At 58.6% G+C, this 25,873-nt stretch carries 25 protein-coding genes and 2 pseudogenes; 16 read left to right on the top strand and 11 right to left on the bottom strand.

Annotated features, from left to right (window positions below):
• Window positions 1–104 precede the first annotated feature (104 nt).
• The 3 genes from dnaQ to ACYZTU_RS13755 form a co-directional block, all read right to left on the bottom strand.
• Window positions 105–863 carry a DNA polymerase III subunit epsilon gene (dnaQ, locus tag ACYZTU_RS13765; RefSeq protein WP_461970878.1) on the bottom strand — a complete coding sequence of 253 codons (759 nt, stop codon included), beginning with the start codon at window positions 861–863 and terminating at the stop codon, window positions 105–107.
• Window positions 864–981: 118 nt separating this feature from the next.
• On the bottom strand, window positions 982–1,434 hold the full coding sequence (gene rnhA / locus ACYZTU_RS13760) for a ribonuclease HI (protein WP_008152099.1): 453 nt from the start codon (window positions 1,432–1,434) through the stop codon (window positions 982–984).
• A 92-nt stretch (window positions 1,435–1,526) separates the two neighbouring features.
• The gene (locus ACYZTU_RS13755; RefSeq protein ID WP_282380240.1) at window positions 1,527–2,285 is read right to left on the bottom strand and encodes a methyltransferase domain-containing protein; all 759 of its coding nucleotides are present in this window, start codon (window positions 2,283–2,285) and stop codon (window positions 1,527–1,529) included.
• A gap of 65 nt (window positions 2,286–2,350) precedes the next feature.
• Between ACYZTU_RS13755 and gloB the strand changes: the two genes are divergently transcribed.
• The 8 genes from gloB to fabI all read left to right on the top strand — a co-directional run bounded on the left by gloB (window position 2,351) and on the right by fabI (window position 13,052).
• A complete protein-coding gene (gloB, locus tag ACYZTU_RS13750) occupies window positions 2,351–3,118 on the top strand; it encodes a hydroxyacylglutathione hydrolase (RefSeq protein ID WP_461970876.1) in 768 nt (255 codons plus the stop codon).
• A 99-nt stretch (window positions 3,119–3,217) separates the two neighbouring features.
• A complete protein-coding gene (locus ACYZTU_RS13745) occupies window positions 3,218–4,666 on the top strand; it encodes a transglycosylase SLT domain-containing protein (protein WP_461970874.1) in 1,449 nt (482 codons plus the stop codon).
• A 188-nt stretch (window positions 4,667–4,854) separates the two neighbouring features.
• Complete coding sequence (locus ACYZTU_RS13740; RefSeq protein ID WP_461970872.1) at window positions 4,855–6,687, top strand: extracellular solute-binding protein; 1,833 nt, start codon at window positions 4,855–4,857, stop codon at window positions 6,685–6,687.
• Window positions 6,684–8,525 (top strand): extracellular solute-binding protein, encoded by a 1,842-nt coding sequence (locus ACYZTU_RS13735; protein ID WP_461970870.1) that lies wholly within the window; start codon window positions 6,684–6,686, stop codon window positions 8,523–8,525. The genes ACYZTU_RS13740 and ACYZTU_RS13735 overlap by 4 nt, the downstream gene beginning before the upstream one ends.
• A gap of 4 nt (window positions 8,526–8,529) precedes the next feature.
• Complete coding sequence (locus tag ACYZTU_RS13730; protein WP_461970868.1) at window positions 8,530–9,603, top strand: microcin C ABC transporter permease YejB; 1,074 nt, start codon at window positions 8,530–8,532, stop codon at window positions 9,601–9,603.
• A 1-nt stretch (window position 9,604) separates the two neighbouring features.
• On the top strand, window positions 9,605–10,624 hold the full coding sequence (locus ACYZTU_RS13725; protein WP_123364351.1) for an ABC transporter permease: 1,020 nt from the start codon (window positions 9,605–9,607) through the stop codon (window positions 10,622–10,624).
• Between the two features lies 1 nt (window position 10,625).
• On the top strand, window positions 10,626–12,233 hold the full coding sequence (locus tag ACYZTU_RS13720) for an ABC transporter ATP-binding protein (protein ID WP_461970866.1): 1,608 nt from the start codon (window positions 10,626–10,628) through the stop codon (window positions 12,231–12,233).
• Window positions 12,234–12,257: 24 nt separating this feature from the next.
• Window positions 12,258–13,052 (top strand): enoyl-ACP reductase FabI, encoded by a 795-nt coding sequence (gene fabI / locus ACYZTU_RS13715; RefSeq protein ID WP_008152082.1) that lies wholly within the window; start codon window positions 12,258–12,260, stop codon window positions 13,050–13,052.
• A 76-nt stretch (window positions 13,053–13,128) separates the two neighbouring features.
• Here fabI and ACYZTU_RS13710 read toward each other — a convergent pair.
• Window positions 13,129–13,275 (bottom strand): annotated as a pseudogene (locus ACYZTU_RS13710) (LysR family transcriptional regulator); the annotation flags it as partial.
• Window positions 13,276–13,333: 58 nt separating this feature from the next.
• Window positions 13,334–13,423 (bottom strand): annotated as a pseudogene (locus tag ACYZTU_RS13705) (LysR family transcriptional regulator); the annotation flags it as partial.
• Window positions 13,424–13,534: 111 nt separating this feature from the next.
• Here ACYZTU_RS13705 and ACYZTU_RS13700 point away from each other — a divergent pair.
• Window positions 13,535–13,960 carry a VOC family protein gene (locus tag ACYZTU_RS13700; protein WP_461970864.1) on the top strand — a complete coding sequence of 142 codons (426 nt, stop codon included), beginning with the start codon at window positions 13,535–13,537 and terminating at the stop codon, window positions 13,958–13,960.
• Here ACYZTU_RS13700 and ACYZTU_RS13695 read toward each other — a convergent pair.
• The 4 genes from ACYZTU_RS13695 to ACYZTU_RS13680 form a co-directional block, all read right to left on the bottom strand.
• On the bottom strand, window positions 13,929–14,528 hold the full coding sequence (locus ACYZTU_RS13695) for a GGDEF domain-containing protein (protein ID WP_461970862.1): 600 nt from the start codon (window positions 14,526–14,528) through the stop codon (window positions 13,929–13,931). The two genes, ACYZTU_RS13700 and ACYZTU_RS13695, sit on opposite strands and share 32 nt — an antisense overlap.
• 74 nt (window positions 14,529–14,602) lie before the next feature.
• On the bottom strand, window positions 14,603–15,181 hold the full coding sequence (locus ACYZTU_RS13690) for a hypothetical protein (RefSeq protein WP_449644599.1): 579 nt from the start codon (window positions 15,179–15,181) through the stop codon (window positions 14,603–14,605).
• 1 nt (window position 15,182) lies between these two features.
• The gene (locus tag ACYZTU_RS13685) at window positions 15,183–17,351 is read right to left on the bottom strand and encodes a xanthine dehydrogenase family protein molybdopterin-binding subunit (RefSeq protein WP_461970860.1); all 2,169 of its coding nucleotides are present in this window, start codon (window positions 17,349–17,351) and stop codon (window positions 15,183–15,185) included.
• A gap of 29 nt (window positions 17,352–17,380) precedes the next feature.
• Window positions 17,381–17,836 carry a (2Fe-2S)-binding protein gene (locus ACYZTU_RS13680; RefSeq protein WP_054615082.1) on the bottom strand — a complete coding sequence of 152 codons (456 nt, stop codon included), beginning with the start codon at window positions 17,834–17,836 and terminating at the stop codon, window positions 17,381–17,383.
• A 278-nt stretch (window positions 17,837–18,114) separates the two neighbouring features.
• Here ACYZTU_RS13680 and ACYZTU_RS13675 point away from each other — a divergent pair, with 278 nt between their 5' ends.
• The gene (locus ACYZTU_RS13675; protein ID WP_461970858.1) at window positions 18,115–18,612 is read left to right on the top strand and encodes a VOC family protein; all 498 of its coding nucleotides are present in this window, start codon (window positions 18,115–18,117) and stop codon (window positions 18,610–18,612) included.
• Window positions 18,613–18,647: 35 nt separating this feature from the next.
• Window positions 18,648–19,481, top strand: coding sequence for a helix-turn-helix domain-containing protein (locus tag ACYZTU_RS13670; protein ID WP_461970856.1), 834 nt, complete (start codon window positions 18,648–18,650; stop codon window positions 19,479–19,481).
• A 10-nt stretch (window positions 19,482–19,491) separates the two neighbouring features.
• On the opposite strand, the gene ACYZTU_RS13665 is transcribed toward ACYZTU_RS13670, so the two are convergent.
• A complete protein-coding gene (locus tag ACYZTU_RS13665) occupies window positions 19,492–20,079 on the bottom strand; it encodes a LysE family translocator (protein ID WP_461970854.1) in 588 nt (195 codons plus the stop codon).
• Between the two features lie 313 nt (window positions 20,080–20,392).
• On the opposite strand from ACYZTU_RS13665, the gene ACYZTU_RS13660 reads away from it, so the two are divergent.
• The 5 genes from ACYZTU_RS13660 to ACYZTU_RS13640 all read left to right on the top strand — a co-directional run bounded on the left by ACYZTU_RS13660 (window position 20,393) and on the right by ACYZTU_RS13640 (window position 24,801).
• Window positions 20,393–21,202 (top strand): glycosyltransferase, encoded by an 810-nt coding sequence (locus ACYZTU_RS13660; protein ID WP_461970852.1) that lies wholly within the window; start codon window positions 20,393–20,395, stop codon window positions 21,200–21,202.
• 83 nt (window positions 21,203–21,285) lie between these two features.
• Window positions 21,286–22,089 carry a 2OG-Fe(II) oxygenase gene (locus tag ACYZTU_RS13655; RefSeq protein ID WP_461970850.1) on the top strand — a complete coding sequence of 268 codons (804 nt, stop codon included), beginning with the start codon at window positions 21,286–21,288 and terminating at the stop codon, window positions 22,087–22,089.
• 118 nt (window positions 22,090–22,207) lie between these two features.
• The gene (locus ACYZTU_RS13650) at window positions 22,208–23,290 is read left to right on the top strand and encodes a bifunctional transcriptional activator/DNA repair enzyme AdaA (RefSeq protein ID WP_461970848.1); all 1,083 of its coding nucleotides are present in this window, start codon (window positions 22,208–22,210) and stop codon (window positions 23,288–23,290) included.
• Window positions 23,291–23,332: 42 nt separating this feature from the next.
• The gene (locus ACYZTU_RS13645) at window positions 23,333–24,145 is read left to right on the top strand and encodes an isocitrate lyase/PEP mutase family protein (protein WP_461970846.1); all 813 of its coding nucleotides are present in this window, start codon (window positions 23,333–23,335) and stop codon (window positions 24,143–24,145) included.
• 5 nt (window positions 24,146–24,150) lie between these two features.
• Entirely contained in the window at window positions 24,151–24,801 is a 651-nt protein-coding gene (locus ACYZTU_RS13640) for a DNA-3-methyladenine glycosylase family protein (protein WP_461970844.1), read from the top strand.
• On the opposite strand, the gene ACYZTU_RS13635 is transcribed toward ACYZTU_RS13640, so the two are convergent.
• Window positions 24,776–25,873: an extracellular solute-binding protein gene (locus ACYZTU_RS13635; protein ID WP_461970842.1), complete on the bottom strand. Its 1,098-nt coding sequence runs from the start codon at window positions 25,871–25,873 to the stop codon at window positions 24,776–24,778. The two genes, ACYZTU_RS13640 and ACYZTU_RS13635, sit on opposite strands and share 26 nt — an antisense overlap.

Raw genomic sequence — 25,873 nt, 5'->3', positions numbered from 1 at the left:
AGACCGCGGTCCGCCAATCACCTCAGGGTAGAGGGTTCAAGCGCTTGTGGCGAGCGCGATGCCCTGATGTGGGTCAACGGATGCACCATCATGTGGCCAGCAAATCAAGCCTGAGCCTTGGCCTCGGCCAGTTGCTGCCAGAGCGACGGGGCGCCGGCGGATTTGGCAATGGCTTCCAGGCGTGCCACATGTTGGGCCAGGTCATCTTCGCTGGCGCGAACAATTCGCGTCGGTTGACGATCGACCGGCAGACGGCGGATTTCGGTGGCCGAGTTATCTGCCCCTTCACCGGAACCATTGCCATCGGAGGCATTACCGGCCAGGGACAGGCTGGTCTGGCCGCCCGTCATGGTCAGGTAAACGTCGGCGAGGATCTCGGAGTCGAGCAAGGCGCCGTGCAGTTCACGACCGGAGTTGTCGACGCCATAACGTTTGCACAAAGCGTCGAGACTGTTGCGCTGCCCAGGGTGACGTCCCCGGGCCATCATCAGGGTGTCGAGGATCGAGCAGTGCTGCGTGATGTCCGCACGATCGTGCTGGCCCATCAAGGCGAATTCGTTGTTGATAAAGCCAACGTCGAACGCCGCGTTATGAATGATCAGCTGCGCACCCTTGATGAATTCAAAGAACTCATCGGCCACTTCAGTAAAGTGCGGCTTGCCCACCAAAAATTCGTTGGTGATGCCGTGGACGCCGATGGCGCCTTCATCACTCTCGCGGTCTGGTTGCAGGTAAACGTGGAAATGCCGGCCCGTCAGGCGCCGACCGATCAACTCGACACAACCGATTTCGATAATCCGGTGGCCGTCGGTCACCGGCATGCCGGTGGTTTCGGTATCGAGTACAACGGATCTGGTGGCCATCAGTGCTCAGCTCTCAACGGGTCAATCGTGCAAAAGCGGCGATGTTAACACGCTCGCCGGGGTCTTTCAGGTGCACCGCGCCATCGTTCCTCGCGAGCAAGCTCGGCTCCCACAGGGGTCAAGCCTGCTTGTAACCGCGCACTTCATCCACGCCGCGGTTGGCCAATTGGTCGGCCCGTTCATTGCCGTGGTGACCGATGTGACCACGCACCCATTTCCAGGTGACGTTGTGGCGATTGACCTGCTCATCAAGCAGCTTCCACAAATCAGCATTTTTTACCGGCTCTTTCGCCGCCGTTTTCCAGCCGCGCTTCTTCCAGTTGTCCATCCACTCGTTGATGCCTTTCATCACATATTGCGAATCAGTCACGAGCAGTACGTCGCATGAGCGCTTGAGTTCTTCCAGGCCGCGGATCGCGCCCATCAGTTCCATGCGGTTGTTGGTGGTGTTGGCTTCGCCGCCCCACAGTTCTTTTTCAATGCCCTTGCACACCAGCAAAGCGCCCCAGCCGCCTGGGCCAGGATTGCCTTTACAGGCGCCGTCGGTGAAGAGTTCTACGCTATCGCTCATGCCAATCTATCCAGAAAATGCGGCGGCTCGCCGATCAGTGATCGACGATGCCCGAGGCCGGGGCGAACCCGGCCGGGAAAGTAAAAAATGTATTACGGATCGAGGCGGCGACGATTGACCTTGGCCATCGGCAATGGAATCAGCTTGCCCATCGGTTCGCGCCGCTCCTGACGGACGGGCCGCAGGCCCACCACGATCTTGCGCGCCACCAACAAATAGAAGCCGCCACCCGACAGTTGCCAGTCACCGGCCTTGCGCTCCCAACCGGCCAGACGAGCCTGCCAGGCGGGTGACGCAAGCGGCGGACGATAGCACCCGAAGCGGCGTTTCTCCAGCGCGAAACCCAGCAGATTGAGCCAGTCTCCAACCCGCGACGGGGAGATGCAGCGAGCCTTGCGCAAGGCGTCGTGGGCGAAAACATGGCGCAAGCCCCAGCTGCTCCAGGGATTGATCCCGACGATCAGCAGATGCCCACCCGGCCGCACGCTGCTCGCCGCTTCACGCAGCAAACCGTGGGGCGACAGGCAGAAATCCAGCCCGTGCTGCAACACCACCACGTCGGCGGCATGCTCGCTCAAAGGCCACGCCTGTTCTTCGCAGACGATCTCGACACCTGGCAACGGCGCGCCGAGCCGTACATTGCGCTGCACTTGCGGTGCCGACGGCGGTGTCTGGGCCGACGGGCCGTAATGCACCAGGTAGCCACCAAAGAAGCGCCCCAATTCGTCTTCGAGCATGCGACGTTCTTCGTCCAGCAGAAATTGCCCAATGGGGCCGGACAGCCATTCACGGGCCGCGCTGATCAATGTCAGCCACTCAGGATCAGCCTGAGCGAACGCTTTATCGGTCATTGCATTCTCCAACGCGCCAGGAAGCTCTAAGATGCACCATTGTTTTCCGCTTGGCGAATCCGACGATGATACAGATCAGTGCCCTGCCCGCCTTCACCGACAACTACATCTGGTTGTTACAAGACCAACGCACCCAGCGCTGCGCAGTGGTCGATCCGGGTGATGCCGCGCCCGTGCAGGCCTGGCTCGCAGCGCATCCGGGTTGGGTGTTGAGTGACATTCTGATCACCCACCATCATCATGACCACGTCGGCGGCGTCCAACAGCTTAAAAAAACGACAGACGCGAAAGTCTACGGTCCGGCGAGCGAAACCATCCCGGGCCGGGACGTGGCGCTCAAAGACAACGACCGCGTCAGCGTGCTGGGCTGTGACTTCGATATCTTTGCCGTTCCCGGCCACACCCTGGGGCATATTGCCTATTACCATCACCGCCTGCTGTTCTGCGGCGACACCCTCTTTGCCGCCGGCTGCGGGCGGCTGTTTGAAGGTACGCCGGAGCAAATGCACGCCTCGCTTACCCGCCTCGCCGCCCTGCCTGAAGATACGCTGATCTACTGCACCCATGAATACACCCTGAGCAACCTGAAATTTGCCGCAGCGGTCGAACCGGGCAATCCGGACACCGCCGCGCGTCTGGAAAAAGTCACCGCGCAACGTGAAGCCGGAATCATGACGCTGCCCTCTACTCTGGCGCTTGAAAAGCTTACTAACCCGTTTTTGCGTGTCGACGAAACATCCGTTAAAGAAAAAGTGGACGAACGGAACGGAACCGATAACCGGGCTTCGAGTGCGGTTTTTGCTGCTCTTCGTGCTTGGAAAGATAAGTTCTAAGTGGCCTGCCTCATGGTACAAAAATTCTGAATGGTTGACCGCAGGGGGTACGCTTTCTAGAATCGCCCGACATTTTTGCCCGGAACTTACTTCCAGCCAATGTCGTCATCTATTCGTAAAGCCATCAATTCAGACGCATTGACCCGCCTGGCTCAAGCCATTGCGGTGGCTGTGTCCGCCATATTGGCGGGCTGCTCAAGCCATGTGCCGCAGACCGAAGCGACACACACTCCGAATATCGCCGCCCGAGCCAAGCAGAAGCCTATCTGGCTCAGCGAAAAACCGACTCCACAAGTTCCACAAGATGTCTGGGAGCGCATGCGCCAGGGCTTCCAGTTGCAGGACAGCCTGGGCGTCAACCCGCGCATCGAGCAACAGCGCCTGTGGTTCGCCAGCAACCCGTCCTTCCTTGAAAATGCCGGCGAACGCGGCAGCCTCTACATTCATTACATCGTCGAACGCCTTGAAGAGCGCAACATGCCGCTGGAACTGGCGCTGTTGCCGGTGATTGAAAGCGCCTACAACCCAATGGCCTATTCTCGGGCCAACGCGGTTGGCTTGTGGCAATTCATCCCCTCCACCGGGCGTTACTTCAACCTGCGTCAAACCCGTTTCTATGATGGCCGTCGCGACATCACCGCCTCGACCACCGCGGCCATGGATTACCTGACCCGCCTGCACGACATGTTCAACGGCGACTGGCTGCTGGCCCTGGCGGCCTACAACGCTGGCGAAGGCACGGTCAGCCGGGCCATCGAGCGTAACGAAAAGCTCGGCTTGCCGACCGATTACTGGAACCTGCCTCTGCCGGCCGAAACCCAGGCCTACGTGCCGAAGCTTCTGGCCTTATCGCAAGTGGTGCTGGCACCCGAAGCCTACGGCGTGAACCTGAACCCGATCGCCAACGAACCGTACTTCCAGGTCGTTGAAATCAACCAGCGCATGGATCTGTCCAAGGTCGCCGCGGTGGCCAACATCGACGAAGACGAACTGTTTCAGCTCAACCCGGCCTTCAAGCAACGCACCACCATCGATGGCCCTCAGCATTTGTTGGTGCCAACGTCCAAGGCGCAACTGCTGACGGCCAGTCTCTCGACGATGCGTCCTGAGGAGCTGATCAGCAAGAAGCCGCTCAAGCCAGTATTCGAAGGCGCAGACGACTCCGAAATTGCCAGCCTCAAACGCGCTTACCGCGTTAAACGCGGCGACAACCTCGGCACCATCGCCAAGGCCAACAAAGTCGATATCAAGGACCTGCAGCGTTGGAACAAACTGACCGGCAAGAACCTCAAGGTCGGCCAGACGCTGGTCATGCAGGACACCACCAAGCGCAGCAGCGGTCGCGTCAACACCGTCGTGGCGGCGAACAGCAAGTCAGACAGCAAGAAGCAGCAACAGCAGACCCAATACAAGGTCAAGCAAGGCGACTCGCTGTACATGGTAGCCAAGCGCTTCAACGTTGAAATGCAGCACCTCAAGCGCTGGAACCCGCGGGTCGGTCAGGCGCTGAAGCCTGGGCAGATGCTGACGGTGGCTTCCCCACGCTGATTGATGTGAAACCAAAAAAGATCGCAGCCTTCGGCAGCTCCTACGAATGTAAGCACGTGTAGGAGCTGCCGCAGGCTGCGATCTTTTTTATGCCCCGACACCGCTTTCAGCACCCGTCTTTTTCCTGTCGATACAAGCTGTTACTGTACGGGCCACAAAGCCCAAGCCGCCTGGATCGGATCTCTGACTTGAAGCGTCCCCTCCTCCTGCTCCTGATCAACCTGGCCTTGAGCTGCCCCGCAAGCGCGACGATCAGCGAAAGCCATGGTTATGCGCAGTTCGGCACGCTCAAGTACCCGGCCAGATTTACCCACTTTGACTGGGTCAACCCGCAAGCGCCCAAGGGCGGTACGTTGCGGGTGATGGCGTTTGGCACCTTCGATACGCTCAATCCCTACACCTTCAAGGGTTCAAGCCCGGTTTCCACGCCGAATTTCCTGCAATACGGCATCAACGAGCTCAACGAACCCCTGATGGTCGGCACCGGGCAATACGCGCCGTCCGGCGATGAACCGACCTCCAGCTATGGCCTGATCGCTCAATCCGTGGAATACAGCGAGGACCGCAGCTGGGTAGTGTTCAACCTGCGCCCCGAAGCACGTTTCCACGATGGCACGCCGATTACCGCCTATGACGTGGCGTTCTCCTACCGTTTGCTGCTCAAGGAAGGCCATCCGCAATACCGCACCAACCTTCAGGAAGTGTCGCGGGTCGACATCCTCAACCCGCAGCGCATTCGTTTCGTCTTCAAGCGCGCCGGTAATCCGTTGCTGATCCTGCGCCTGGGCGAATTGCCGGTGCTGCCCCAGCATTACTGGAAAGGTCGTGACTTCAAGGCCACCACCTTCGAACCGCCACTGGGCAGTGGACCGTATCGCATCACGTCGGTAGAGCCTGGGCGCCAGATCGTTTTCCAACGGGTCAAGGATTACTGGGGCAAAGACCTGCCGGTCAATCGCGGCAAATATAACGTCGACCGCATGGAAGTCGAGTTCTACCGCGACAGCGACGTCGCCTTCGAAGCCTTCAAGGCGGGCGAATTTGACATCTATATCGAGCACCAGGCGAAGAACTGGAACAACGGTTACCACTTCCCGGCGGTACGACGCGGCGACGTCATCAAGGCGCAAATAGCACATCAGATCCCGACCCAGAGCCAGGGCCTGTTCATGAACACCCGGCGCTCGGCCTTCTCCGAAACCAAGGTTCGTGAAGCGCTGGGCCTGATGTTCGACTTCGAGTGGACCAATCGCACCCTGTTCAGCGGCGCTTACAAACGCGCCATGAGCTACTACCCCAACAGCGAGTTCTCCGCCACCGGCCTCCCGATCGGCCATGAATGGCTGATGCTCAAGCCGTATCGCGAGCAGTTGCCCGCCAAGCTGTTCACCGAGCCGTTCAGCCTGCCGCAGACCCAAGGGCGCGGCATCCCCCGGGAAACCATGCGCAAGGCCCTGGGCCTGCTCGCTGAGGCCGGTTGGAAGCTGAGTGGCCAACGCGTACAGAACGCTGCCGGCCAACCGTTGCGATTGGAGATTCTGCTGGTCAATCCGAACCTGGAACGCATCCTCCAGCCTTACGTCGAGAACCTCGCCAGCATCGGCATCGATGCCCGGTTGCGCACGGTTGATCGCGCCCAGTACAAGCAACGCCTCGATCAGTTCGATTTCGACATGATCCTGATGACCCTCAACCAGACGCTCAGTCCGGGCCTGGAACAATGGCAGTACTTCCATTCCAGCCAGGTCGGGGTCAAGGGCAGCAAAAACTACGCCGGTATTGCCAATCCGGTGGTCGACCATTTACTCGACCAATTGCTCGCCGCCCAGACCCGCGATGAACAGGTCGCCGCCGGCAAGGCCCTGGACCGGGTGTTGCTGTGGCAGCACTACATCATTCCCAACTGGTACCTCAATTATCACCGCCTGGCCTACCGCAACCGGTTCGCCTTCGTCACCACGCCGCCCTACACGTTGGGCCTGAGCGCGTGGTGGCTGAAATCTTCGGAGAAAGATCGATGAAACCCGTACGCGCCCTGCTCTTGCAGGCCAGCGGCTTGTTGTTCGCCGGGCTGGCCTGCGCCGCGCCGCAACATGCCCTGACCCTGTACAACGAGCCGCCGAAATACCCGGCCGACTTCAAACATTTCGATTACGTGAACCCCGATGCGCCCAAGGGCGGGGTCTTCCGTCAGGCCGGTTTCGGCGGCTTTGACAGCCTCAATCCCTTCATCAGCAAAGGGGTCGCGGCCGACGACATCAGCATGATCTACGACACTCTGGCCAAACAGGGCCTGGACGAACCTTTCACCGAATACGGTCTGGTCGCCGGCAAGATCGAAAAAGCCCCGGACAATAGCTGGGTGCGTTTCTACCTGCGCCCCGAAGCACGCTTCCACGACGGGCATCCGATGCGCGCCGAGGACGTGGTGTTCAGCTTCCAGACCCTGATCAAGGACGGCGCGCCGCTGTACCGCGGTTACTACAGCGATGTCGAGGAAGTGGTCGCTGAAAATCCGCTGACGGTGCTGTTCAAGTTCAAACACACCAACAACCGAGAGCTGCCGCTGATCCTCGGCCAGTTGCCGGTGTTGCCCAAGCATTGGTGGGCAACTCGCGATTTCAACAAGGGCAACCTGGAAATGCCGTTGGGCAGCGGCCCGTACAAGGTCAGCGAAGTGAAGGCCGGGCGTTCGGTGCGCTATGAGCGGGTCAAGGATTACTGGGGCAAGGACCTGCCGGCCAACCGCGGCTTCTACAACTTCGACGTCATGACCACCGACTACTACCGCGACAACACCGTGGCCCTGGAAGCGCTCAAGGCCGGGCAGTTCGATTACTGGCTGGAAATGGCCGCGAAGAACTGGGCGAATGCCTACAACATTCCGGCTGTCACCGAGGGCCGGCTGATCAAGGAACAGATCCCGAACAGCAACCCGACCGGCATGCAAGGCTTCGTATTCAACCTGCGCCGCCCGGTGTTCCACGACGTGCGCGTGCGTCAGGCCCTGACCCTGTTGCTAGACTTCGAATGGACTAACAAGCAACTGTTCAATGGCGCCTATGCGCGCACCCGCAGTTATTTCGAGAATTCGGAAATGGCTGCCAGCGGTCTGCCGGACGCCGATCAACTGGCGATCCTAGACCCGTTCCTCGGCAAGATTCCCGAGCAGGTGTTCAGCGAGGCGTTCCAGAACCCGATGACCGACGCCAGCGGCATGATCCGCACTCAGCAGCGTACAGCCTATCAACTGCTGCAGGAGGCGGGCTGGCGGATCGTCGATGACAAGATGGTCGACGCCAATGGCAAACCGGTGACCATCGAATTCCTGCTGGCCCAAACCGAATTCGAGCGGGTGCTGCTGCCATTCAAGCGCAACCTCAGCGACCTGGGCATCGACCTGGTGATCCGCCGGGTCGACGTCTCGCAGTACATCAACCGCGTACGCTCCCGGGACTTCGACATGATCGTCGGCAGCTTCCCGCAGTCCAATTCACCGGGCAACGAACAGCGTGAATTCTGGATGTCCGCTGCCGCCGACAAACCCGGCAGCCGCAACTCCATGGGCCTGAAAGACCCGGTGGTGGACCAATTGGTCGAGCAACTGATCAACGCCGATTCGCGTAAAAGCCTGGTGGCCCACGCCCGCGCGCTGGACCGCGTGCTGCAATGGGGCTATTACGTGATCCCCAACTGGCACATCAAGACCTGGCGCGTAGCTTATTGGAACCACATCGGTCACCCGAAAATCTCACCCAAGTACGACATCGGCATTAACACCTGGTGGGTCAAGCCTGACGCGAAACCTGCGGTAGAAGTCGAAACCAAACTGCAAGCCGACCCTGCGGGCACGGAGTAATCAGATGCTGGCGTATATTTTTCGGCGACTGTTGCTGATCATCCCGACCTTGCTCGGCATTTTGCTGATCAACTTTGTGATCATCCAGGCCGCTCCCGGCGGGCCGGTGGAGCAGATGATCGCCAAGCTCGAGGGCTTCGAAGGCGCCACCAGCCGCATCGCCGGCGGCGGTGCCGAAGTCTCGGTGGCCGGCTCCGCCTATCGCGGCGCCCAAGGCCTGGACCCGATGCTGGTCAAGGAAATCGAACACATGTACGGCTTTGATAAATCGGCGCCGGAACGTTTGTGGATCATGATCAAGAACTACGCGACCCTGGATTTCGGCGACAGCTTCTTCCGCGATGCCAAGGTCATCGACCTGATCAAGGAAAAGATGCCGGTGTCGATCTCCCTAGGGCTGTGGAGCACGCTGATCATGTACCTGGTGTCGATCCCGCTGGGGATCGCCAAGGCGACACGACACGGCAGCCACTTCGATGTCTGGACCAGCTCATTGATCATCGTCGGCTACGCGATCCCGGCATTTCTGTTTGCCATCCTGCTGATCGTGGTGTTCGCCGGTGGCAGCTATTTCGACTGGTTCCCGCTCAGAGGGCTGACCTCCAACAACTTCGACGAGTTGAGCATGGGCGGCAAGATTCTCGATTACTTCTGGCACCTCGCATTGCCAGTCACCGCACTGGTGATCGGCAACTTCGCGACCATGACGCTGCTGACCAAAAACAGCTTCCTCGATGAAATCAACAAACAGTACGTGATCACCGCCAAGGCCAAGGGCCTGACCAATCACCGCGTGCTCTACGGCCATGTGTTCCGCAACGCCATGCTGCTGGTGATCGCCGGGTTCCCGTCAGCGTTTATCGGCATCTTCTTCACCGGCTCGTTGCTGGTGGAAGTGATCTTCTCCCTCGACGGCCTGGGGCTGATGAGTTTTGAGGCCGCGATCAACCGCGATTACCCAGTGGTCTTTGGCACGCTGTTCATTTTTACCCTGCTGGGGCTGGTGGTGAAGCTTATCGGCGACCTCACGTACACCTTTGTCGATCCGCGCATCGACTTTGAAAGCCGGGAGCATTGAGATGAATCTCTCCCCTCTCAATCGCCGACGTTTCGAACTGTTCAAGGCCAACAAGCGTGGCTGGTGGTCGCTGTGGCTGTTTCTGCTGCTGTTTGGGCTGAGCCTCGGTGCCGAACTGATCGCCAACGACAAACCGCTGGTGGTGCACTACGACAATGGCTGGTACTTCCCTGCGCTCAAGCGTTACCCAGAAACCACCTTCGGCGGTGAATTCCCGCTGGAAGCCAACTACAAGAGCCCGTACATCCGCGAATTGCTCAAGGCCAAAGACGCCTGGGTGCTGTGGGCGCCGATCCCCTACAGTTACCAAAGCATTAACTACGACCTGAAAGTCCCGGCTCCGGCGCCCCCCTCCACCGACAACCTGCTAGGCACTGATGATCAGGGCCGCGATGTGTTGGCCCGGGTGATTTACGGCTTCCGGATTTCGGTGTTGTTTGCGCTGACGCTGACCATTCTCAGCTCGATCATCGGCGTCATTGCTGGGGCTTTGCAGGGGTTCTACGGCGGGTGGGTGGATCTGGCTGGGCAGCGTTTTCTGGAGATCTGGTCCGGGTTGCCAGTGCTGTACCTGCTGATCATTCTCGCCAGCTTCGTCCAGCCGAACTTCTGGTGGCTGCTGGGGATCATGCTGCTGTTCTCGTGGATGAGCCTGGTGGACGTGGTCCGTGCCGAGTTCCTGCGCGGGCGCAACCTCGAATACGTGCGCGCGGCCCGGGCGCTGGGGATGCAGAATGGCGCGATCATGTTCCGCCACATCTTGCCCAACGCTATGGTCTCGACCATGACCTTCATGCCGTTCATCCTGACCGGCGCCATCGGCACCCTGACCGCTCTCGACTTTCTGGGCTTCGGTCTGCCGCCTGGCGCGCCGTCACTCGGTGAACTGGTGGCTCAGGGTAAATCCAACTTGCAAGCGCCGTGGCTCGGTATGAGCGCGTTTGCGGTGCTGGCGTTGATGTTGAGTTTGCTGGTGTTCATCGGCGAGTCCGCTCGCGATGCCTTCGACCCGAGGAAGTGAAATGAATCAGGACAATCTGATCGAAGTGCGCGACCTGGCCGTCGAATTTGTCGTCGGTGATCGCGTCCAGCGGGTGGTCGAAGGCGTGAGCTTCGATATCAAGCGCGGGGAAACCCTGGCGCTGGTGGGCGAAAGTGGCTCCGGCAAATCGGTCACTGCTCACTCGATCCTGCGGTTGCTGCCCTACCCGCTCGCCCGGCATCCGTCCGGGACCATCGAGTACTCCGGGCAGAACCTGCTGAGCCTGAAAGAGAAAACCATCCGCCACATCCGTGGCAACCGGATCGCGATGATCTTCCAGGAACCGATGACCTCGCTCAATCCGCTGCACTCGATCGAGAAACAAATCAACGAGGTGTTGAGCACCCACAAGGGCCTGATCGGCAAAGTCGCGACCAAGCGCACGCTGGAGTTGCTGGAAATGGTCGGCATCCCGGAGCCCGAGAAGCGCCTCAAGGCCCTGCCCCACGAATTGTCTGGCGGCCAGCGTCAGCGGGTGATGATTGCCATGGCCCTGGCCAACGAGCCGGAACTGCTGATCGCCGACGAGCCGACCACCGCGCTGGACGTGACCGTCCAGCTGAAAATCCTCGAATTGCTCAAGGAATTACAAGCCCGATTGGGCATGGCACTGCTACTGATCAGTCACGATTTGAACCTTGTGCGAAGAATTGCGCATCGCGTATGTGTCATGCAGCGCGGTTGCATCGTCGAACAGGCATCGTGCGAAGAGTTGTTCCGCGCGCCACAGCATCCGTACACTCGGGAACTGCTGGCAGCGGAGCCCAGCGGAACGCCAGCAACCAACGTTATTGGCCCGCCATTGCTGCAAGTCGAGGACCTGAAAGTCTGGTTCCCGATCAAGAAAGGCTTTTTGAAAAAAACCGTCGACCACATCAAAGCGGTGGACGGAATCAATTTCAGCCTGCCTCAAGGCCAGACCTTGGGGATTGTGGGAGAAAGCGGTTCCGGCAAGTCGACACTGGGTTTGGCGATTTTACGGCTGATCGGCAGCAAAGGCGCCATCCGTTTTGAAGGCAAACAGCTAGACTGCCTGACGCAGCAACAGGTTCGGCCGCTGCGTCGAGAGATGCAGGTGGTGTTTCAAGACCCGTTCGGCAGCCTGAGCCCACGGATGTGCGTGAGCCAGATCGTCGGCGAAGGTCTGCGGATCCACAAGATGGGCACCGAGGCGGAACAGGAACAAGCGATTATTGCGGCACTCAAGGAGGTAGGTCTGGACCCGGAAACCCGGCACCGCTACCCCCACGAATTTTCCGGTGGGCAACGGCAAAGAATCGCCATTGCCCGGGCATTAGTGCTAAAACCGGCGTTGATTCTGCTGGACGAGCCGACTTCGGCCCTCGACCGGACCGTACAACGCCAGGTGGTGGAGCTACTGCGCTCACTGCAAACCAAGTACAACCTGACGTATCTGTTTATCAGCCATGACCTGGCTGTCGTCAAGGCGCTGAGCCACCAGCTGATGGTGGTCAAGCAAGGTCAAGTGGTCGAACAGGGAGACGCGCAAAGTATTTTTGCGGCCCCCAAACATCCGTATACACAGCAGTTGCTGGAAGCCGCTTTCCTGGTTCCAGCCACTGCGTAATAACCTGAAAGAGAGGAGCAACACATGGGTTTTCTCGCCGGTAAGCGCGTACTGATCGTCGGTGTCGCCAGCAAGCTGTCCATCGCATCCGGCATCGCTGCCGCCATGCATCGCGAGGGCGCTGAGCTTGCCTTCACTTATCAGAACGACAAACTCAAGGGTCGTGTCGAAGAGTTCGCACAAAGCTGGGGTTCCAACCCGGACCTGTGCTTCCCGTGCGACGTGGCCAGCGATGAAGAAATCGCCAAGGTCTTCGTTGAGCTGGGCAAGAAGTGGGACGGCCTGGATTGCATCGTGCACTCCGTCGGCTTCGCCCCGGGCGACCAACTGGACGGCGACTTCACCGAAGCCACCACCCGTGAAGGTTTCCGCATCGCTCACGACATCAGCGCCTACAGCTTCGTGGCTCTGGCCAAAGCTGGCCGCGAAATGATGAAAGGCCGCAACGGCAGCCTGCTGACCCTGTCGTACCTGGGCGCCGAGCGCACCATGCCGAACTACAACGTCATGGGCATGGCCAAGGCTTCCCTGGAAGCTGGCGTTCGTTACCTGGCCGGTTCCCTGGGCCCTGACGGCACCCGCGTCAACTGCGTATCGGCTGGCCCGATCCGCACCCTCGCCGCTTCCGGCATCAAGAACTTCCGCAAGATGCTGGCCGCCAACGAAGCGCAAACCCCGCTGCGTCGCAACGTCACCATCGACGAAGTCGGCAACGCCGGCGCCTTCCTGTGCTCGGACCTGGCGTCCGGCATCAGCGGTGAAATCATGTACGTAGACGGTGGTTTCAACACAACGGCCATGGGCAGCCTCGAAGAGTAATCTTCGGTCAGCCAACTAAAAAACCCGCCTCTTCAGGCGGGTTTTTTGTGCGTGCGATTTCAAGGCTGATTTGTGTTTAGTCATCGATCTGGGTCAGACACCGGGCAAACAACTGCTGGATCGGCTGTGTGCGCTGGCTATAACGCTGCAACACGACGATATCGCGGTAGAACGTCAACGCCCCCAAAGGGATGATCCGAACCTTCGACCCATGCTCAAGCCAAGGAATTGTCGGCGCAGGTCATTCGCCGGGAGCCGTTCGTGCTGATTGCGAATCTGCGCGCTGACGGGGTAAGGCCGATGTGCATCCCGGCTGCGGCAAAAGTGCCGTAGCGCGTCACGGCAATGAAGGTTTTCAGTTCCCGCAGCATAGCCTTCTCGATTAATCGAAATAATTTGAGCTCGATGTGAAAATTATCGTCTTTTAATCAAAAAGCACAGGGCTAAACTCAGTCTGAATCCAGACAGTCGAGGCACTTGCGATGCAACTCTCCCCTTTTCACTTGGCCATCCCGGTTTCCGACCTGACCGCCGCGCGGAATTTTTATGGCGAAGTCTTCGGCCTGGAAGAAGGTCGCTCAAGCGATCATTGGGTCGATTTCAATTTTTTCGGCCATCAGTTGGTCATTCACCTCGCGCCGAAAAACGCGTCTCAAGAAGCCGCGCACACCAATGCTGTCGACGGTCATGACGTGCCCGTGCCGCATTTCGGTGTGGTGTTGGGTATGGCGCAATGGGAAGCACTGGCCGAGCGGTTAAAATCCCTCGACACCCGATTCGTGATCGAACCGGGCATTCGCTTTCAGGGATTGGTGGGTGAGCAAGCGACGATGTTTCTCTTCGATCCGTGCGGCAACGCGCTTGAGTTCAAGGCATTCAAAGATGTGAGTCAGTTGTTTGCCAAGTGAACGCATCGGCCTGTGCCAGCAGTTCCTCGATCGACCCGGGATGCTGCGGGCTGCACTCGATTTGCCCGATGCTGAAGCGGATGTCATAACCGCGATGCACCGTGGCATTGCGCTCTTCGAGTATTTCTTCGAGTCGCGCCTTGATGGCGGGTATCTCCACAATGCTTGAGCCGGTCAGTAACGCGACAAATTTGTCGTTACCTAGTCGGCCGATCACATCGCTCTCGCGAAAGGCAATTCGAAGTACATCAGCGAATGTTTTCAGGGCTCTGTCGCCCTTGTCTCGACCATAGAGATAGTTGATGTGTTTGAAGTCATCAATATTGAAGAGCAGTAGCGTCGCTGGCTTTTCCAGCTGCTGGCAGGCATCCAGCCCTTGTTGGGCCAACGCTGTAAAACCGTGTCGATTGGAGAGCAGCGTCAATTCGTCCATGCTCGCCATCTGCACGCCCATCAGCTCCTCCTCGGCCTTGCGGGCCAGGTCACGCAGCAGTTCGCGCTCCTGTAGTGGAGTACGCAACGGGTCAGCGCACGCGCCTGGTTTTACCGGTTTCCCTGGGATCAGCATTACTCACTCCATTGGCGGGTATGTTTCTTAGAGTCGTCCATACCCGGTTTGACTCCCTGTAAACGGACCGCCGGTCAACTACCCAGTACCGGACACGGCCCTCCAGCGTCTGCCCAGATCTTGAACTGGGTGACGAAAATCTCGTGCGGCACCGGTACCGGCGCCCTTCCCTGACCCGGATTCCAGCCCCAAAGCACCAATTTGTCGTCGCTCACGTGCTTGATCAGCGCGGCGAAATCGCGGTCGCCGTTGCTGGAGCGATCCTTGATCATTGCGCACAACTTATCAGCCGGCAGACCGATCCAAGCCATTTTGTGCGCAGCGGGTGGCAGGCTCCAGTGCGGTGCTCCCGGTGGGGTGTTAGCGCCATAACTGGCCGGCGGATTACTGTCGGCGTGGCAAGTAGCGCAGGGCAAACCCGCCGCGCCCTTGCCGTCCATGCCCCGCACGACGTTCATTGCGTGGGGAATCCCGGCGTCGAATTGCAGTGGCGAATCGCCGGGAATATGGCAGTTCTGGCAACGCGGGCTCTGAAAGACCTTTTGCACCGTATCGAACGCCTTGATGGCTTCCTTATCGTCAGCGAACAGATCCTCGGCGTAACCGATCAGGCCGATCAACACCACCGCACCAAGAATCAGATGTCGTTTCATCTCACACCCCCGACAGTTGCAGCGGCAGTTCGCGCAAGCGCTGCCCGGTCAGGGCGAACACCGCGTTGGCCACTGCCGGCGCCGTGGGCGGCACACCGGCCTCGCCGATGCCGCCGGGTTTGTCGCTGCTGGGCACGATATGCACTTCGACCACCGGCATTTCGTTCAGCCGCAGCACCTGATAATCGTGGTAATTGGACTGCACCACTTGCCCGTTCTTGAAGGTCAGTTTGCTGTGCAAAGTAAATCCGAGGCCGAACGTGATGGCCGACTCCATTTGCGCCGCGATGCTCATCGGGTTGACCGCAATGCCGCAATCCACCGCACACACCACCCGATGCACGCGGATCGCCAGGTTGTCCTCGGACACCTCGGCTACCTGGGCAACGTAACTGCCGAAGGACTCATGCACCGCGACACCCAGCGCATGGCCATCCGGCAGCGACGCCTTCCAATCGGCTTTTTCGACGGCCAGGTTCAGCACGCCAAGGTGCCGTGGATGGTCCTTGAGCAAGATTCGGCGGTAGTCGACCGGATCCTTGCCGGCAGCCGTGGCCAGTTCGTCGATCAGCGACTCCATCACGAACGCGGTGTGGGTGTGCCCTACCGAACGTAGCCAGAGCACGCGGATGCCGGTTTGCGGAGAATGCAGTTCAACCTGGTGATTCGCCAACCCCTCAAGGTAAGGACTGTCGGCGACCCCTTCGACAGAGGTCTTGTCGATGCCATTCTTGACCATGGTCGCCTCAAATGACGTGCCCGCCATGATCGACTGCCCGACCATGACATGCTTCCAGGCGATCGGCATGCCGCCGGCATCGAGGCCAATGCGTGCCTGATGGAGGAACGCCGAGCGGTAGTACCCGCCGCGGATGTCGTCCTCCCGCGACCAGACGGTTTTCACCGGTGCGCCCGCAGCCTTGGCGACTTCCACGGCTTCAGCGACAAAGTCCGAGGTCGGATTGGCCCGGCGACCGAAACCGCCGCCCAGAAACTCGGTATGAATCTCCACCTGCTCGGGTTTGAGCCCGGTGATTTTCCCCGCGATCATTTGATCCAGCGTCTGGAATTGAGTGCCGGTCCAGATTTCGCATTTGTCCTGGGTGATTTTCACCGTGCAATTGAGCGGCTCCATCGGCGCGTGGGCCAGGTACGGCACGCTGTACTCGACATCGATGGTCTTCGCCGCTTTACCCAGACCAGCCGCGACATCACCGGCCTGACTGGCCGACATGCCAGGGGTAGCGGCGAGTTTGCGGAAGCTTTCCAGTAGCGTCTCACTGTCGAGTCCGGTGTTGGGCCCCAGATCCCAATCGACCTTCAACGCATCGCGCCCCAGCTTCGCCGCCCAGTAATGATCGGCAATCACCGCCACCCCGGTGGGCACCTGCACGACTTTGTGCACGCCCGGTATCGCCAGCGCTTCGGCGCCTTCGAAGGATTTGACGCTGCCGCCGAACACCGGTGAACGCGCGACCATGGCGGTCATCAGCCCGTCGAACTGCACGTCCATGCCGAACTTGGCGCGGCCGGTGATTTTCTCCGGCGTGTCCAGGCGCTTGGTCGGTTTGCCGATGAGTTTCCAGTCCTTGGACTCCTTGAGCTTGATCGACGCCGGATCCGGCACCGGTAGCTTGCCGGCGTCATCGGCCAGTTCGCCATAGGTGGCGCGTTTGTCGCCAGCGATGACTACACCCGATTCGGTGCGAATCTCGGAGGGTGCGACGTTGAAGCGTTTAGCGGCCGCGTCGATCAACATCAAACGCGCTGCTGCCCCGGCCTGACGGTAGCGGTCGAATTCCATCCGGGTCGAGGTCGAACCGCCGGTAATCTGCATTCCGCCAAAACCGGCCAGGCCATAATCGGCTGCCGAAGCAGGGGCATGTTCGACACGGATCTTCGACCAGTCGGCGTCCAGTTCTTCGGCGATCAGCATGGTCAGGCCGGTCCAGATGCCTTGGCCCATTTCTGAATGGCCGAGCAGTACGGTGACGCTGTTGTCATTGCCTATCCGTAAAAACGCATTGGGCGCGAAAACATTGCCTTGGTTCTCGGCGCTGATGGCAAAGCGATGGGCACCAGGGATAACAAATGCCACCACCAGACCACCGCCCAGCAACGCGCTGCCCTTGAGAAAACCACGGCGCGACAGAGGATTGAGGCTGTTCATTGCTCAGACTCCCTTCAACCAACGTGGCATCAACCGATCTCGGCGGCGCGTTTGACCGCTGCACGGATCCTTGGGTAGGTGCCGCAGCGGCAGATGTTGCCGGACAGCGCCTGATCAATGTCGCTGTCGGTGGGTTTGGGAATCTTCGCCAGCAAGGCCGCCGCCGACATGATCTGCCCGGACTGGCAGTAACCGCACTGGACCACATCGAGTTCGGCCCAGGCTTGTTGCACCGGGTGCGAACCGTCGGTGGACAAGCCCTCGATCGTGAGGATTTTTTGCCCATGGGCCACGGCCGTGGCGGGGGTGATACAGGAGCGCAGCGGCGCACCATCGACGTGCACGGTGCAGGCCCCGCATTGGGCCATGCCGCAACCGAATTTGGTGCCGGTCAGGTGCGCGACATCGCGCAGCACCCACAGTAGCGGCATGTCTGCGGGGACATCCAGCGCCTGGTCCTTGCCATTGATGTTGAGGGTCAGCATTGCGAATGTCCTCAGATTCACGGTGACGCCTTATTTTTTTGAGTCGGCGTTATCCTTTCAGCTAAGCGCAATTTGCCCCGCCGGACAGGTTCATCGACCACCGGTCACACAAAAGGGAGCGTTGGGCCGTCACTGATACCCGCCACAAGGTCATGTCGACATCGTTGATTCCGTCGACAACGGAACTCTTTTAACTTGTCGATCTACGGTACGGCTAGACGACCCGAGGCTGACTACGCTGAACAGTCCAACCTGAGTATCCGTAGAGGAGCTACGCCATGCACCGCGTTCAAAAACTGACCCCCTGCCTCTGGTTCGACGATCAGGCCGAAGAGGCGGCGAAGTTTTACTGTTCGGTCTTCGATCACTCGAAAATCACCGCCATCACTCATTACGGCAAAGCCGGTCAGGAGGTGCATGGCCAGCCTGAAGGCTCGGTGTTGACGGTCAGTTTCGAACTCGACGGACTGCCTTTCACGGGCCTCAATGGCGGCCCCGATTTCAAGTTCAGCGAAGCGATTTCATTCCAGGTCAACTGCCAGATCCAAGACGAAGTCGACCATTTCTGGGGGGCGCTGTCCGCCCATCCCCAGAACGAGCAGTGCGGTTGGCTCAAGGACAAATTCGGCTTATCCTGGCAGATCGTGCCTGTCGCAATGATGGACATGTTGAAAGACCCTGACACGACAAAATCCCAACGCGCCATGCAAGCCATGATGCAGATGAAAAAACTCGACATCGCCACCTTGCAGCGGGCCTTCAACGGCGAGAGCTAATACACTCCGGTTCTGATCTGCCGAGGACGCTGATAATGAAGCCCGCCGTTGCCAAAGACGCTGACAAAGCCCCGCGCTTCTGGCGCGACGACGCACTGCCCTTCATCGAGGCGCGGGCCATCGCCGACGGCCGCGAGGTCTGCTATTCACGGCATTCCCACGCGCACTTTTCCATCGGCGCGATCACGGCCGGTCGCAGCACCTATCTCCACGAGCAATCGCAATTGCAGGTCAGTGCCGGCACCGTGGTGCTGATGAATCCCGGTGATGTCCACGCCTGCAATCCCATCGATGACCAACCATGGTCGTACCTGATGCTGTACGTCGAGACACCTTGGTTGACCGATTTGCAGCATCAGCTCGGCATCAGCCAGGACTTGGCGTTTCGCCGTTTTTCCATCACCCACACTCACGACCGCGACCTGTTTGCCGACCTCAAAGGTTTGTACGAAGTGCTGGTCGATGCGCAGCAAGACGTGCTGCGCAAGCAAAGCGCGGCCGTGGAGTTTTTCACCGACCTACAGCAGCGGCTCAATCCGATCGATCAACCGCTGCGAGAGCCCAATTTCAAACTGGAACGGGCGGCCGATTACATCCGCGACAACTGCACGCAAATGCTCAAGCTCGAAGACATTTGCGAGGCTGCTCAGCTATCGCCGTCCTACCTGATCCGCGCGTTCAAGCAGCATTACGGCATGACGCCCCACGCGTTTCTGGTCAACCGGCGCATCCAGTTCGCCCGCGATCAACTGCGCAGCGGCAAGCTGATCGCCGATGTGGCGCTCGAAGCCGGGTTTGCCGATCAGGCGCATTTTCAGCGTGCGTTCAAACAGCATCTGGCGGCGACGCCGGGGCAGTACCGCGGGTGACTCAAGTACTCTAGGGCAACAACAGGTAAACCGCGCTCGCCGCCAGCAGCAACGCCATGCTTCGATTGAACAGGCGCATGCCCGCCGGGTTGTTCAAATAGCCACGCAAAAAGGTCCCGGCATACGCCCAGCAACCGACGGACAGGTAGCAGATCACCAGATACACCGCCGCAAACTGCCAGACCAGCCGCGCCTCGCCATCCGCTACAAAAGCGCCCATGCCTGCCACACAGGCCAACCAGGCTTTCGGGTTGAGCCACTGCATGACGGCGCCGTACAACATCGACGGCGCCCGGCCTGATTCCTTCGCATCGAGATGTCCCTTGTCGGTGGCCAACTTGAAGGCCATGTACAACAGGAACGCCACACCCGCCCATTGCACCACCTGCGTCAGCGCGGGCCATAACCGCAACAACTCATGCAGCCCTAACCCCATCAGCACCAACAACACAACAAAGCCCAGCGTCGCACCGGCCACATGCCGTTGACTGGCACGGAAACCAAACCGTGCCCCTGAACTCAGCGCGACAATATTCACCGGTCCCGGCGTTATCGAAGCAACCAATGCAAACGCCGCCATGGAGATAATCAGACTCATAACAGACCTTCTTCAATTCAGTTGAACGAGGCCTCACGCTAAAGAGCGGCGTGATAGCTGTATTGAAGAAAACACCCCTCACCTGTACCGCGACCGCCCAAGAAGCTCGCCTGACCAGCCTTCTGATGTAACGAAATAATTCACGGATATTTACCTATAGAGCAGATCCTTATACGATGAAGCCGCATCTAGTGCTCTCCATCAGGTCTGAGTAGGCTATCGTCACGCAAAGTTTTGCGCGGACAAATAAACGGAAGCTGTATACAGGTTCAATTATTTATAATTACAAACAACACAAATGAGCACCTGAACAATGAACAGCACTGGTTTTCCGGCTGAAAACGCTAAAGCCTTTAGCATAGTGATAGTAAATTACAAGACACCAGAAATTACCAAGATATGCTTAGACTTATTGCACCAGCATCTGGGCAGCCACAGCATACCCATATGGGTAGTTGACAACTATTCCGCCGATGAAAGCACTGAATATTTGCGCACACTTAACTGGATCAATTTAATCGAGCGTTCTGTTTCCGAGCCAGAACCAGGCCACATCGCACATGGCAAAGCACTTGACCTGGTGTTGGAGCGAGTTGAAACTGACTATTTATTCCTATTGCACACTGACACATTTATTTTCGACAAAAATGTTTTTCCAATGATGATGAATAAATGCATCAACAACCAAAAAATCGTAGCCGTCGGTTGTGTAGAGCAACTAAATCGTGGCGCCACGAGAACGCTTTGGCGCTTTAGCTCACGACTATTCAAACACCATTTCAGACGCCTGAAAATCTCCATGGGATTACGTTCCAGAGAACCAAAACCGTACAGAGAAGTCTATTTGAAGAGTTTCTGTACTTTGTGGAACTGCAAACTTATTAAACAGCACAACCTGCATTTCTCGATGGATGATCGTGTGCCTGGCTATACCCTCCAAGACCGCATGACCGAACTGGGGTACATCGTTGAATTGTTATCACCGCGTAAAATTTTCAGCTATCTGGATCATATTCAGTCCGGCACTGTCGCAGCGGCTGGCGGCTATGAAAAGACTCATAGGAGAACCAAAATGTACAACAACATTTTGAAGCGCCTGAACAATGACGACAGCAAAGTTTAAGCGACGAAGACACGCAACGAGCAGTGCGTTCGACGCTGTTTGAAGCCACCCATAAGTCTTTATATTAAGTTGTTGGAGCGGTAATGACACCCATCACTCAAGCACTGCCTATCACCCTCTCCCCGGAGCTTGATTTCGACCAGAACGCCGCCAGCGCCTTTGGTGACTCATTGGCCAATCACTATATTCAAGCTACGCCATTTCCGCACATAGTCATCGATAATTTCTTACACGAAGACCTGATTGCAAGTATCTGCTCGCACTTCCCAGTCGAACCGACTCACAACGAAATGCTGTACGAGCGCGGCTATAAAGGTCAACGAAAGCGTCAAATTAGTCCCAACGAATGCGCCCCTTATTTGAAGACTGTTTTCAACGCCTTTAACTCGGCCCCCATGCTGCAGTTTCTTGAAAAGCTCACAGGCATCGAAGGTTTGATACCCGACCCCTACTTTACCGGTGGCGGGCTGCATGAAACGAAAAGTGGTGGTTTCCTGGGGGTGCACTCGGACTTCAGGCTCAACAAAAAACTCAATGTTGAGCGCAGACTGAATGTCATCATTTATCTGAATGAAGGCTGGCAAGAGGAATTCGGCGGCAACCTGGAACTTTGGGATGTCGACATGAAAACCTGCCTTAAAAAAGTCCTGCCCATTTACAATCGCTGTGTCATTTTCAACACAGACAAAGACAGCAATCATGGGCACCCAGAGCCTTTAACGACTCCAGAAGACATCACGCGCAAATCTATAGCCCTTTATTACTACACCGCGGGAACCATGGTGATCGACCCCGCACAACGAAACAAAACCCACTACAAACCTAGGCCTAAAGATCGTTTCAGCCTCAAATACTACATGAGTAAACTAATCAAGAAGAAAAACTAAACTGTATAGCCAGACGAGGCGCGGCAAGCCCGTAGTTTATGCCGCCGTCTACATGGCCTACGAATTCTCTGTCGATTTTCCGGTGGAGGCGATAGCCGACGCGTCTTATGCTCATTCCATGAACCTACACAACGCTTTGCTTCCGCCCCACGCCGAGATGGTTCGCGCCATGCTCGAACGAGACACCGCCTACGAGGGGGTGTTTTTCACCGCGGTCAAAACCACCGGCATCTTTTGTCGCCCCAGCTGCACTGCGCGCAAGCCGAAGCCGGAGAACGTCGAATTCTTCGCCCATGCCGATGAGTGCATGTCGGCCGGCTACCGCGCCTGTCTGCGCTGCAAGCCGCTGGACGCGGCGGCCATCGCGCCGGACTGGGTGCAGCGGCTGCTCAAATCGGTAGACGCCGATCCCGACCAGCGCTGGACCGATGCCCAGTTGCGGGCCGGAGGCATCGAGCCGCTGAAGTTGCGACGCTGGTTCAAGCAGCATTTCGGCATGACCTTTCACGCTTGGCTGCGCACTCGACGCCTCGGCATGGCGTTGGGCGGGATCAAACAGGGCGACTCCATCGACAACGCGGCGTTTGACTCGGGCTACGAGTCCCTGAGCGGCTTTCGCGATGCGTTCCAAAAGTCCTTCCACACCACACCCGGCCGTGCCGCCAACAGTGAGCCACTGCTGTTCACTCGCCTGACCACACCGCTGGGGCCGATGATCGCCATGGCCGAACGACGCGGGCTGGTGCTGCTGGAGTTTCTTGATCGGCCAGCGCTGACCAAGGAAGTTGAAGAATTGCAAAATCGATACGGTTATGCGGTTGCGCCGGGACATAACGCGCATTTGCAGCAGATTGAAGCCGAGCTGACCCAGTACTTCGCCGGCAAACTGACTGACTTCACCGTTCCCCTGCACTTCCCCGGCAGCGATTTCGCCCGGCAGGTCTGGGCCGAATTGTCCAAGATCCCGTACGGCCAGACCAGCACCTATGGCGCTATCGCGGCGCTATTGGGCAAACCCGGCGCCAGTCGGGCCGTGGGACTGGCCAACGGCTATAACCGCCTTTCGATTGTCTTGCCCTGTCACCGGGTGATCGGTGCGGACGGCTCACTGACCGGCTATGGTGGAGGACAACAGCGCAAGGCGTTCTTGTTAAGGCTGGAAAAAGCGGCGGTGCAGATGACGCAACAAATCGCATTCTGATCACTCGCAGGTTTCTCAAAAAGTCATAAGGAAGGACATTCGATGGACACGCTCGACAAACAGTTTCACCAGTTGCACCAGGACGGCCTGCTGATTCTCACCAACGTCGCCGATGCCGCCGGCGCACGAATCGTAGAGCAACTGGGCAGCAAAGCCGTTGCCACCAGCAGTGCGGCGGTGGCCTGGGCTCACGGTTATCAGGATGGCAATGCCCTGCCCCTTGAGCGCCTGATATCAACGGTCGAGTCCATCGTTCGGGTGATCTCGGTGCCGTTGACGGTGGACATCGAGGCCGGTTATTCCGATGACCTGACACGGGTTGCCGAGATCATTGACGCGGTGATTGCCGCCGGGGCTGTCGGGATCAACATCGAGGACGGCGCTTCCCCGCCTGAGCTGCTGGCACGCAAGATTGAAATCGCTCGGCAGGTTGCCAGTCGCCGTAATGTGAAGCTGTTCATCAACGCCCGCACCGATGTGTACCTTAAAAGTCTGGTGCCTGCCGAAGATCGGGTTGCAGAGACGCTCAAGCGCGCCGCGTTGTATCAGGCGGCCGGTGCCGATGGCTTGTTCGCGGCAGGCGTCACGGCAGAGTACGAGATCGCTGCGTTGTGCCAAGGCACCTCGCTGCCGGTGAACGTGCTCGGGCTCCCCGACCTGCCGTCGCCTGAAGAGCTGAAAGCGCTCGGCGTACGCCGTTTGAGCGCAGGTTCGGGAATCGCCGAGTTTCTTTATGGTGCCATGGCATCCCTGGCCAAGCGCTTTCTGGAAACCGGCAAGCTCGACAGTAGCCACCTCAAGGCCTTCACCTACGGGGAAGTTAACGCCTTGTTGGCGCCGACCGGGAAAGCTTGACCTCCATGCCCGATACCTACCTGGCCGCCACTGAGTTCCTGGCGGCCATCGACGAAGATTGGCGTCGCCACATCGCCACCGTCGGCCCTTGCCTGCATCAGCCCCATGCGGCCCGCGATCCTTATGAGTCGCTGGTGCGGGCGATTGCCTACCAGCAACTGCATGCCAAGGCTGGGGATGCGATTGTCGGTCGGCTACTGGCGCTGTTTGGGGCGGGCGTGTTCCCGCGGCCTGAACAGATTGTCGCGACTGCGTTCGATCAACTGCGCGGTTGCGGCTTTTCCGCCAGCAAGATCGCGACCATTCAGGGCATTGCTCAAGCGGCGCTGGATGGCGTAGTGCCGGACTACGCTATGGCGCTGGCGATGGATGATGAGGCGCTGATTGAGCGGTTGATTACCTTGCGAGGGGTTGGGCGCTGGACGGTTGAGATGCTGCTGATTTACAGCCTGGAGCGGCCGGATATCTTGCCGGCCGATGATTTTGGCGTGCGTGAGGGGTACCGGCGGCTGAAGGGGTTGGAGGTGCAGCCGACGCGTAAGCAGATGGTTGAGATTGGGTTGGGGTGGAGTCCGTTTCGGACGGTGGCGGCGTGGTATTTGTGGCGTGTTCCAAAGCCGCCCGTCCCAGTCACAACCCCGACTTCAACCGACTGAACGCCCGAATCAAAGCCCGGTTAAACGCCTTCCCATTGTCATTCTTGCTGTACAACGAAGCCCTCACCTCAGCCGACGGATACGTCCCCGGATCATTGCGAATCGCCGGATCGATCAAGTCATCCGCCGCCGTGATCGCGTTGGCGTAATGGATGGTGTCGGTGATCGGCGCAATCACCTCCGGTGTCATCAGATAATCCATCAACGCCAGCCCGGCTTCGGGATGCGGCGCGTCCTTGGGAATGACCATGGCGTCGAACCAGATCAGAGTGCCCTCCTTCGGTATGCGGTAGGTCAAGGTGAACGGTTTTTTCGCGGCTTCTGCCTGGCCGGCGGCGATGGCCACGTTGCCGTTCCACGACATCGCCACACAGGTGTTGCCGTTGGCCAGGTCGCTGATATTCAGGTCATTGTCGAAGTAGCGGATGAACGGCCGGATTTTCGCCAATTGCTGCTCGGCGAGTTTCAGGTCATCGAGATTCTGGAGGTTGATGTCCAGCCCCATGTACTTCATGACCGCGGCGAAAACCTCATTGGGGTCGTTGAGCAGACTGACCCCGCAATCGGCAAATTTCGACACCACCGCCGGATCGAACAGCATCGCCCAGCTGTCCGTTGGCGCGTCGGGCAAACGCTTGATGATCGCCTCTTGCTGATAGCCGACGCCGGTGGTACCCCAAGCGTAAATCCCGGCGTACCGGTTGCCCGGATCGAATACGGCCATGTGCTGGCGAAACTCGTCACCAACACCGGCAAAATGTGGCAGCTGTTGCGGGTTTAGCGTTTGAATCGCACCGCTCTGGATCGCCCGGGACAAATGCTGACCCGCGGTCAGCACCAGGTCATAGCCGCTGCGACCCGTTAGCAGTTTGGTCTCGGCGGTTTCAAGGGAGTCGAAGTGATCAGCCACCACATGAATGCCGGTTTTCTTTTCGAAATTGGTCAGGGTGTCCGGGGCCAGGTACTCGCCCCAGATGTACAGATTGACCACCGGTTTCGCGGTGTCGGCGGCCTGCACACACAGGGGTGCGAGCACCAGCAGCAATGCTTGAGTCAGTTTGTGCAGGCCCAT

The organism is Pseudomonas sp. HLT2-19-2 (genome assembly GCF_054898005.1).
This window is presented reverse-complemented; position numbering and strand designations above follow the sequence as displayed.